The organism is Halobaculum sp. EA56 (assembly GCF_051195075.1).
In the GTDB taxonomy this organism is placed as follows: domain Archaea; phylum Halobacteriota; class Halobacteria; order Halobacteriales; family Haloferacaceae; genus Halobaculum.
Genome location: NZ_JBNTJX010000023.1, coordinates 17,163 through 27,395, shown reverse-complemented (window position 1 = coordinate 27,395; position 10,233 = coordinate 17,163). Strand labels below are relative to the sequence as shown.

The following is a 10,233-nucleotide window of genomic DNA, read 5'->3' as shown; positions in this document are numbered from 1 at the left end:
TCGACGCGTTCGACCCGGACACGGCGGACCCGACGTTCCGGTTCCGGCGAACCGACACGGACGAGACCGTCGAAGTGGCCTACCACGTCAGCGACGTTCCTGGCGGTGGACCCGCGATCGGGAACCTCCAGGGGATTCTCGACGGATCGGCAAGCGACCAGCAACGGGAGGCCTTTGCTGACGCCTGGCACCGCCGGGTACAGGTCGTCCTCAGCGACGACTCGCTGTTCACCGTCGACGCGGTGTGAACGCAACGGTCTACCCCTCACACTCGAAATATGTTACTACGGTATACTATCGATCTCCTCGAGCGCCTCAGTAGCGACATCACCGAGTTCTCCGGCCTCGATATGTGAATACCGCTCTCTCACCATCTCCTCTGAATTGTCGAGATACCGGGCGGCAACCGTGTATCCGAATGCTCGAACGAGAACTTCACCCATTCCACGCCGGCCGCCGTGTGGAGCAAGGTAATCGTGTTTCGGATGGTCGATGTCTATCTCTGCAGCTTCTGAGAGCCGTTGGAGAATCGATCGTGTGCCGTCCGTCGTAATCGAGGGCGGCCGAATATCCTCATCGAGCGCCAGGAGGAGGTCGCGAGCGTACTCCTCACGGCGTTCGGCGATTGCCTCCGTATGTTCCCCTCGGTCGGCGAGCTCATCCTGGACGAGCCCTGCGAGCGTCCGCTGGTCGAACGTGGGAAACACCGGCCAGCGCCCCGTCGGTGGGTCCATCAGCTGGCGGTAGCTCCGCAGCGGCGAGATCACCGGGTCGGGGAGACTCGCGGCGTCCCATTGCTGTTTCTTCCGGTAGACGTCCATACTCCCCTCGTCAAGCGAGAGGTCCTCCCAGCGGACGCCACGTCGCCGCGGGTCGTTCGGATCCCGGAGAAGTTCCCCAACACGGACGGCCGTGTACGCGAGAACGAACACCAGAGCCCGGTCACGAGCCGCCTTCAGCGCCGCATAGTGCGCTCGCTGCTTGTCGAGGGGGTCAGTACCCTCCGGGAGTGTCGTGTACGCCTCGACGGCGTCGCGGGCCCGTTCGTCGACGTGCCGGGTGAGCGCGTGGCGCTGTTCGGACGTCCAGGCCTGCTGGTCGCCGGGCTTGCGGCCGTCGTCCTCCGGCAGCGGCGCCATCGCACTGGCCCGCTGCGCGTAATGCGCCTCGAGATATCCCTCGTTGACGCACCAGCCACACCAGGCAGAGATATAGCGGTAATAGGTTTGTACTGTGTTCTGCTTGAGTCCCCGATCTCCACCGAGATGTCGGGCGTACTCCCGGAACACGCGTTCGTCGAGATCGTCGAAGGTCGGCTCGCGGTCGATGTCGTCGGGGACGATCCCGGTCCAGTCGTCGGCGCCGCGGTCGCCGGCGGCCCACTCGGCGAACCGTTCGAGCTCGCGTGCAGCGTTACGTCGATAGTTCCCACCGTCGCCGCCGCGGCCTTTCCCCTTGTCCTGGAGGTAGCGCTCGAAGCTGTCTTCGAGTGGCGTCGAAAGCGCTCGATCAGGCATCCACCGGCCCTCCACCGTCCTGCGGGCCCGGTCTCGGTGCCTCTACCCTGGGGGAAGCGCCGTCGTGAGGCGGTTGCAGCATTCGTGCTTACCGGACGGCGGCGAGGTACTTCAAAGTGGTCGTGATTACCAGTGTAATCACGTCCAGACGCTTATTTGCCTAAAGTTCCGAATTCTGGCGGTAGTAGTGTTAATAGCCAAGAAACCGGATTTATAAATTATATATCGCTATATCAAAACTGAGCCGGCGGTCTCAACTGAGTTCACCGTATAGAGGCGGAATCAGACTATTCTGAGGTTGCTGTTGGGGTATTGTAGAATAGCTTTCTATTTTGGAATAGTACGCTATTCAGTCGATTCTGAAGAAGCAGATTCGCGAGCTTGTTCGAATCGTTCGGCCACTTCGTCTACGAGATCTTCCTCCACGACGGTTCGGAGAAGAGCATCAGTCATTTCCCGAACGACGATGTTCTGGTAGCCCTGCTGGTTGAGCTCGCGTTCCAGTTCATACTTCAGCCAGGAATCGAAGTCCTCGATCGTAGCCTCCCGGGCGTAGAAAGGCCGCTGTTTAGCGGCCTCATAGCTGAACGCTGAATCGGTCATCGGGTTTTGTCGTTCGACGGGTTCCTGAGAGGGCGTCTCCTCGTCGCCTTCCGATTCAGACGCGTCATCCGTATCCTGGGGTTCGTCGTCCGGTTCATCTTCGAGTGTCTTCCCGAGGTCGGCAAACGGATCGTCGTCAGCCATGGCGGACCACCTCCCCAGCCTCAACGATGTGCGCCAACTCGTCGAAACACTGCAACTGGTCACAGTCAGGGTCGTAGTCCAGCAGGGGTTTGCGCTCGCCGTAGGCCTTCGTGATGCTGGTACGGTCACGGATGCCCGGTGATGGTTTGAGATCGCCGGCGTCGACAGCCTCCCAGTCCGTGATTCTCGCGAAATTCGGGATGCGGTCCTGAAGGTTATCGTGCGAGTTGAGACGTTCGAGGAGCTGTCGATCCTGAGTCTGCTGGTCGATACGGCCGCTCAACATGTTCGGAACCAGCGACAGGACGTCGACGTCCATATGCTGCCGAAGCGGGGAGATCTGTCGCTCGATGGTTCGCTCCAAGCCGGCCATCGCCTCGTTCCCAGGAGCGAGCGGAAGCACGAGATTCGCTGTCGCGACGAGCGCGTTGTCCGTGAGTCGGGACCGGTACGCCGGCGAATCCGTGACGATATAGTCGTACGTATCACCGAGGAGTGGGTCGACGACTTCCCGTTTGAGCAGCGCAGAGGGTTGGAACACGTCGCCCACGACGATCTCCCGCTCGACCTGTTCTAAATCCTCGCTGGACGGGAGAATATCGAACTCGTAGCTGGTATCGTAGACAACAGAAGTCGGGTCAGCATCGTCGAAGAAGACGTCGCCGATTGTTTCCTCGGTGTTGTGATACTGGTCGTCAAAACCCAGCCCAACGGACGCGTGACCGTTCGGGTCAAGATCGATGAGGAGGACATCGTGTTCGTGTGCGGCCAGCTGTCGGGCGAGGTTGACCGCAATCGTCGATTTTCCGACGCCCCCCTTAAGCATACAAACCGAAACAGCCCGAAAGTTGCCGTCGGTCTGTACCGAATCATATGGGCTATTCGGGCTATTCGTTCTATCTATGCTATTCTCGCTATCTGAGCCACTCATACTATTCAGCAGTATCAACTCCTCTCAACTTAACTCTGTGGTGAATAGTCCGAATAGTATTCTATTCCAAAGCTATACGCTATTCCAGAATAGTTTACTACTCTAGAATAGTTAGGATAGAATCAGTAAACGTGGCTCAGGAGACGAGCTCCAACATAGAGCGAAGTTCAGATTCGATATCAGTCAGTTCACTCCGTTGCCACTCAAACCGTTCTTCAACCCCAACATCGGTAAACCGGAGTGAAGCACGAACCTGCCGGGCGGGATCGTGCTGGAAGAGCGCGAGAGCGTAGGCAAGCATTTGCGGCCGATAGTGGTCAGCGAGGGTATCAGTCGTCGTCGACGAAAGATCGTTCGTCTTGTAGTCGATGATATGATACGCATCAGGAGTGACCAGAAGACGGTCAATATCACCCACTATGCGGGAATCATCAAGACGAGCGACAACTGAGTACTCGTCATAGGTCGCTTCGAGTGGGAGGTCCGCCTCAGTTTCATCGACGAACCGGATCGCATCCTGGGCATGGCTCACGGCCGCTTGGAGATCGTCATCCGTCGGTTCCTCGCTCCCCATACGACTCAATTGACGAATAAACGAGGGCCACTCTTCTCGTGGGGGACGGAGCTCATTGAGCCGATGGACAACAGTTCCGAAGGTGGTGGGACTCAATCCGACTGTCCCATCCCCCGACGTGTAGCTGTGTCCGTCTTCGGAGGCATCCGCAACAGCACTGACGAGGGTCGTCGCGGCAACGCGAACGGCAGCCTGACGTTCCGGCGGGGAAGGGACAGTAATCGCAGGGTCTAACTCTTCAGTCGGAGCCTCAGATTGCCATTCAACCGGCCGAGGTGGCGCCTGAATGGTGTATTGGGCATCACCAATTCGAGCGTCTGTAGCTCCATCGTGAAACGCCTCAGCGACTAGCTCATGGTCGTCAAACAGAATGGGCTGGATCCAATCCCGCCATCGACTGGCGTCGTCGAAATCATCTGGCTCACCGAGTTCGATGTGGCCAGACTCATCGATATCGATGTCGTGTGTTCCACACAGCAGCAGGTGGTCCCGAGTTCGGGTACAGGCCACGTAGAGCAGTCGTTTGGATTCCGCACGCTCTTGCGGGAGCGAGCGACGATCGGCATATTCGTGGACTGCCGTCTTCTCGATTGCGAACGCATCGTTGGGGTGGGGAGCACCTACTGCAGGAATCGGTGGGGCATCAGTCGTCCCCTCGACGAGGCGGACATAGCCGTGGTCGTCAACGGACCGCCCGAAATTGAGGTCACTTCCGAGATCGGGGACAGTGACGATTGGGAACTCAAGTCCCTTCGCGGCGTGAATCGTCATTATCCGAACGCCCTCAACATCACCCGGAATGTCAGCCTCTCCTTCTCGGGGGTCAATCTCGGTTTGGCGGTCGATCCGGTGGAGTAACCCAGCAGCTGTGTGAACACCGTTCTCACTCCAAGTTCGAACCTGGTCGCGAAATTTCTCGACGTTCGCGACGGCCTGTCGACCGCGTTCGTCAGCACTCACACTCGCCAGATACCCCGTGTCGTCGATCACTCGGGACAGCAGGCGGTTCCACGGGAGGACGCCATCTTCGGACGGCGTCGCACAGCCGCTGAGGGTCCGCCACGTTGTGAGGAGGCCGAACGCGTCCGCGAGCTGTGGATCGTCCGTCTCGGCGAGTGCGTCCCATACTGAGTCGGCCTCTGCGACAGCCGGTGCGAGGCGATCATCCGCGAATCCGAACAGCGGCGACCGAAGCACCCCGTAGAGGGAGACGTCGTCCTGTGGATCACCGAGTACTCGAAGCAGGTTCGTGAGCGCCTGGACCTCAGGCGTATCGTAGAACCCCACGCCACCGACGACAGTATAGGGAATGTTGTACTCCTCGAGGGCCCGCTGATACCGGTCCAGATGAGTTCGCCGGCGCAGGAGGATAGCCGTGTCGTCGGGAGTAGCGTCACGATGGGCACCTGTATCGGGGTCTTGGACTGTCGGCGGATCGTCGAACAGGTGGGTCAGTCGAGCAGCGAGCGCTTGCGCCTCGGCCTCGATAGTGTGGTCCAGCGCGCCTTCGGCGACCGGATGGTCGTCGCCGAAGAGCTCCGCTGCCGTATCGGCGTCGTCGGGCACAGCGAGATACTCAACGCTCCCGGTCAGACCCTCGATGTCCTCGACACGGTCGCGCTGCGTACTCAGTCCCTGAGGTGGCGCTTCGTAGGGTTCGTGGGTATCACCTTCTGGTTGGAACAGGTACTCGAAGAGCTCGTTCAGGAACGACAACGACTCGTCCAGCGTCCGGAAATTCCCGGAGAGTTCGAGGGCGGTCGGACTCTCGGCATCGCTGTCGGGAACGTCGTCAACTCCACGAGCCTCGTTGACGGTCTGGAGTTCTCTGCGCGCATCCCCGAACGTCGTCACGTCGGCCCCACGGAATCCGTAGATGCTCTGTTTCTCGTCGCCGACCAGGAAGACGTTCGACGCCGCCTGCTCGTCAACGCCCGTGAGGAGCTTGACCAACTCCCACTGACGCGGGTCCGTGTCCTGAAACTCGTCGACCATCACGGCCGCAAACTGCTCTCGGAGCCGCACCGTGACGGCATCGTTCGCTCGCAAGAACTCGAGGGTTGTCTCGATCACGTCGGGAAAGTCGAGCGTATCGCGGCGCTCCTTCTCGTCGGTGTAGGTTGCGAGGACGTCGTCGAAGACCCGCATCAGAGCCAGCGCGTAGTGAGCGCTATTCGCTTCCAGTTCTCCTGGCGTCGTCTCGACCGCATCCGCGTGCGGTTCGACGGCCGCGATGACCGTGTCGATGACGTCCTTCAGGTCGTCGTAGACGTCACCGTACTCACCCCACTCGTCCCGGTCACCGACGACGTACCCCGAACTGCTGTACAGGCCGCCGTTCTTCTTCTCACAGGCCTCGTACAGCTCGAGGATTGCCCGCTGACAGTCGCGGGGATCGCTTTCCTCGGGGTCGTCCGAGAGTATCGTCGCGACCTCGGAGAAGGCCCGGTAGGCTCGAAGACCGTCTTCGTCGGCGATAGCGCCCTCACGGTCGACACGGCCCGCAACCGTGCGTAGCTGGTCAAGGAGCCCGTCCGCATACAGCGTCTGTCGGGCGTCGGCGACATCGAGATCACAAACGACCTCCCAGCAGATATCGACGTAGTCGGCGACCTCGGCATCACGCCACTCATCGAGGACGGCCTCGCTCTGCGGGCGCTCATCGAGTAATCCAGCGAGTACATCGACCAGCTGGTCACGACCCCAGAGCTGCGCGAGGAGCGCGACTTCATCATCGTCCTGGTTGCGTTCAAGGAACTCCGTCACGACTTCGCGTTGGAGTGTCGCGGCACCGTCTTCGTCGAGTACGTCGAAGCCGAGCGGGACCGGAGCCTCGACGGCCCGTTCTCGCAGGAGCCGGGTACAGAACGCGTGAATGGTGTGGACATAGCCGTCCTCCAGATCGTCGAGCACGTTTCGCCAGCGGTGGTAGGCCTTCGGTGAGTCGACGGCCTCCAGCCGGTCGTACACCTCCTCTCGGACACGCTCAGTCAGTTCGGCAGCAGCCTTTCGCGTGAAGGTGATCGTGACGATGTTCTCCGGCGTGAGCGACCGGTTCTCGGCCAGTATCGTCACGTACCGCTCGGTGAGCGTTGTCGTCTTCCCCGTCCCAGCACCGGCAGTGATCGCGACGTTCCGGCCCTGGACGAGCGCGTCCTCCTGTTCCTCCGTGAGCTGAATCTCCTCGGGGTCCTCAGTCATCGCTCATCACCGCCTCGATGTCCTCGTCGTCACGAACACGGAGCGGAACGTACGCGGAGTCGTCCTCGTGGACCTTGTCGACGAACTCCCGCTTGCGGTGATGGCGGACATCGCACGCCCGACGGTAGTCACAGTATCGGCAGTTCGCTCCGCTAGCCGACAGAAGCGTCGTGTGGAACCGACCGTTACCGATCGCCTCGTCGATCTGGCCCAACCACTCCGGAACGACATCGTTCAGGAACCGGCGGAGTTCGACCTCTGAATCGAACTTCGATTCGACGCCGCGTGGAACCTTGATGTCGTTGGGCGGTCGAACCTGATAGTACGTCGCTGAAAGCGATCCCTGCTCGAATAGATCACCGTCGACGACGTTGGCCGCAGCAAGCAGATAGATAGGGAGCTGGAACTTCGTGCCGCCGGTCGTCTTCGTCATATACGGTGCTCGACCAGTCTTGTAGTCGTAGAGCGTGAGCGTCGGTTGTTCGCCATCCCGGCCCACGTCAACGCGGTCTATGTATCCCCGAATCGAGACAGTCGAGCCGTCCGGTCGCTCAACCGTGAACGGCCCAGCATCCGAGTCGGGCAGCCCCTCACCGAACGGAGCCTCGAACAGGTGTGGGCGGGCGGCGCCGTCACGCCAGAGTTCGTTGTCGAGGAAGGTAGCGAACAACCCCTGTTCCGGTGCGTCGTGAGGTTTGCTCCCGGCCTCGTACGGAGCACTCTCGCCGTCACCCAGGCCCGCGAACAGCTCCGCCTTCCACCGTTCGTAGAACAGGCCGTCGTACTCGAAGTCAGCATCACGGAGTTCCTCAACGGCGATCTCGCGAAGGTGCGTCGCCAGGTCGTCCCGGTCGAAGTTCGTGAGATCGACACCGTCCTCGGTCTCGTCCTGCAAATCCGCGAAGAACCGTTCGAGGACGTCGTGGACGTACGATCCAGTTTCGAGGGGCGTAGGGACGACCTCGACATCGTCCGGATCCGCAATTCCGAGTACTTCGTCAGCGTAGAACTTGAACCCACACTCGACGTATCGTTCGATTCGACTCGCGCTGTAGGGTTCCCGCGCCGACGGAGGGTATACCTCATCGACCGTCTCGGGTTCTAACACGCCGTCGTGTTCGGAGAGGCCAGTCGTTCCCCTGTTGTCCGCACAGTGGAGTCCCCGATCCGTGCGCTTGGTCTGCTCGGGGGAGAGATCACCTCGGTCGCCGGCGCGGCTGACTGCCGCACGCCGGTCGGCCGTTGCAGCGACATGCCGCTGTAGGTCCTCGCGGGAGCCCACGCGGTCGTCGACGCCGTCTTCGGGTTCGATGCCGGTCACGCGCTGGAGTTCGTCGAGCACCGGCGACCGGACGACGGCGGATTCGTCGTCGCCCGTCTCTGGTGTGGTGATCGTGAGTTCGTCGACGTTCGCGAGGAGCGTCGCGAAGAGATAGCGCCCCCGGAGGCGCTCGTCGCCAGTGTCGAACCGCGGATGAGCGTCGGTCATCTCCTCGAAGAAGGCCGGGCGTTCCGGCGTTACCGGGAAATGCTCGCTCGTCAGGCCCACGAGGAACACCTTCTCGAACGAGCGCATCCGGGCGTCGAGCAGCCCCATCACCTCAACGTGGCCGCCAGCAGCGCGCTGTGGAACCCGAATCGGCACGCCATCGAACGCACGGGTGAACAGTGCCAACGGAGAGAGATCGCTATTGACCGCCGCCAGCGACTCGAACGAGGAGAGAACCTCGTCTACGAGGTCGTAGGCTCGCTGTTCGACGGCTTGCTCGGCGCCGCTGGCGTAGTCCTCCGTCGCCGCCTCCAGGTCGAATCGGTCATCCAACAGTCGTCGGAGCGTTTCGGTTGCGTCCTCGACGTCGCCTGTTCGGAGCGTCTCTAGCGTGGCCAGCAGATCCTCGATCAGAGCCGCTGCTTCGTCGTCGACGTCATCGAGCAGGGGTGACACAGAAACCGTGTCGCGCCGGCGAGCAGCTGCCGTGACGGCGTTGACCTGGTCGGTATCGACGACATCAATCAGCGGGTTCGCTAACAGGGACGTGAGGTCCTCGGCACGGGGATCGGGTTCGGCGAGATTCAAGAGATCGTGGACGACGCTCCCGGTGAACGTCCGGTTCAGCTGTGAGGCAGCGGTCGTGACGTGCGGAATGTCGAACGTATCGAACGTGTCCTCGACGTACCCCGAATAGGCCTCGGTCCCGGGGACGACGACGGCCAAGTCGTCGGGGTCGCGACCATTGGCCAACTCAGTCCGGAGCTCGCGAGCGACGAAGCGAATCTCGCGCTCGGGCGTCGGGAGTTCACGCCATCGCAGAGCGTCTGGAGAAGGGACGGTGTCGGGGTCCGGGCGATAGAGCGCTTCCGTGATCGTTCCGAAGGCCCGCCCTGACTCGTCGACGGGCTCGAGTTCTACTGTCTCAAAGTCAAGTGCTTCGTAGACCTCTAAGGCGTCCTCCGCAACAGCGTCGACTCCGCTTCGGCCATCTTGGTGGAGCGGCAGCAGCGCGATCATTGGAAGTTCGTCGACGAGGCGTTCGATGAGGCGTCGTTCGACAGGACGGAACTCGTGATACCCGGAAAGGATGACGACATCCAGTTCCGGGGAGAACGCCGATAGTGATTGCTCCGCCGTCGCCACGGCGTCGAACATTTCTCCCCGGGTACAGATCCACTCATCAACGTAGTCTCCGTGGAGATCCCGGTAGTGTCGGTACGCGTCGACAGTGGCTTTCGCGATACGATCATCGAGGTCTGAACCCTCGAACTCCGCTACGAGCGCGTCAGCGGTCCCGACGCCGGCGTCGTCGAAGAGCGAGAAGCGGCTACTGAACGAATCAGCGAGAGAGGCAGAGGCCGGTTCGCCGGCGAGAGCGCCATCTGTCTCGGCTGTTGATCTGTCGAGTGCGTACTCCGCCAGCCGGCGGTTCAGCTGCCCGGAGAGGGGTTGAACCGGACCGTGGAGATGCTCGTACCACTCCCGAACGACCGCGTCAAGCGTCTCGGCACGAAGACGGAGAGGTTCGTGGGAAACGGCCCAGCTGTCCTCAACCATACTCCGGCGAGCGTCGTTCCGCGTTATGTAGAGAATACTCCCCAGCGAATTAGTTGCGATATCATCACCCCGCTGAAATGCCCGTCGTTCCAATCGGGCGTGTTTCGGACCGGTCAGAAGCGTTGAATCCATCGAACATTCCCTACCAAGATATCGGTCTCACTTCACTCTTGGCGAGACTGACAGCTTACGAGTGGCTTACCGAGAGCGGCTA

5 protein-coding genes and 1 pseudogene are annotated in these 10,233 nt (G+C 61.0%); 1 reads left to right on the top strand and 5 read right to left on the bottom strand.

The features are described from left to right. Window positions 1–248: pseudogene (locus ACQUQ1_RS20170) on the top strand (hypothetical protein); the annotation flags it as partial. 36 nt (window positions 249–284) lie between these two features. Here the strand turns inward: ACQUQ1_RS20170 and ACQUQ1_RS20165 are convergent. The 5 genes from ACQUQ1_RS20165 to ACQUQ1_RS20145 all read right to left on the bottom strand — a co-directional run bounded on the left by ACQUQ1_RS20165 (window position 285) and on the right by ACQUQ1_RS20145 (window position 10,019). Beyond that, the gene (locus tag ACQUQ1_RS20165; protein ID WP_254861393.1) at window positions 285–1,517 is read right to left on the bottom strand and encodes a phage integrase SAM-like domain-containing protein; all 1,233 of its coding nucleotides are present in this window, start codon (window positions 1,515–1,517) and stop codon (window positions 285–287) included. 345 nt (window positions 1,518–1,862) lie between these two features. After that, on the bottom strand, window positions 1,863–2,264 hold the full coding sequence (locus tag ACQUQ1_RS20160; protein ID WP_435066050.1) for a hypothetical protein: 402 nt from the start codon (window positions 2,262–2,264) through the stop codon (window positions 1,863–1,865). Then, window positions 2,257–3,195, bottom strand: coding sequence for a ParA family protein (locus tag ACQUQ1_RS20155; protein WP_122106900.1), 939 nt, complete (start codon window positions 3,193–3,195; stop codon window positions 2,257–2,259). The genes ACQUQ1_RS20160 and ACQUQ1_RS20155 overlap by 8 nt, the downstream gene beginning before the upstream one ends. Before the next feature lie 136 nt (window positions 3,196–3,331). Next, the gene (locus tag ACQUQ1_RS20150) at window positions 3,332–6,970 is read right to left on the bottom strand and encodes a UvrD-helicase domain-containing protein (RefSeq protein ID WP_435066049.1); all 3,639 of its coding nucleotides are present in this window, start codon (window positions 6,968–6,970) and stop codon (window positions 3,332–3,334) included. Next, entirely contained in the window at window positions 6,963–10,019 is a 3,057-nt protein-coding gene (locus tag ACQUQ1_RS20145) for a PD-(D/E)XK nuclease family protein (protein ID WP_435066048.1), read from the bottom strand. Before ACQUQ1_RS20145 ends, ACQUQ1_RS20150 begins: the two co-directional genes overlap by 8 nt. Between the last annotated feature and the right edge of the window lie 214 nt (window positions 10,020–10,233).

Excerpts from the sequence above, each read along its gene's own strand:
- ACQUQ1_RS20165 (WP_254861393.1), bottom strand. The coding sequence starts at position 1,517 with ATGCCTGATCGAGCGCTTTCGACGCCACTCGAAGACAGCTTCGAGCGC.
- ACQUQ1_RS20160 (WP_435066050.1), bottom strand. The coding sequence starts at position 2,264 with ATGGCTGACGACGATCCGTTTGCCGACCTCGGGAAGACACTCGAAGAT.
- ACQUQ1_RS20155 (WP_122106900.1), bottom strand. The coding sequence starts at position 3,195 with ATGAGTGGCTCAGATAGCGAGAATAGCATAGATAGAACGAATAGCCCG.
- ACQUQ1_RS20150 (WP_435066049.1), bottom strand. The coding sequence starts at position 6,970 with ATGACTGAGGACCCCGAGGAGATTCAGCTCACGGAGGAACAGGAGGAC.
- ACQUQ1_RS20145 (WP_435066048.1), bottom strand. The coding sequence starts at position 10,019 with ATGGTTGAGGACAGCTGGGCCGTTTCCCACGAACCTCTCCGTCTTCGT.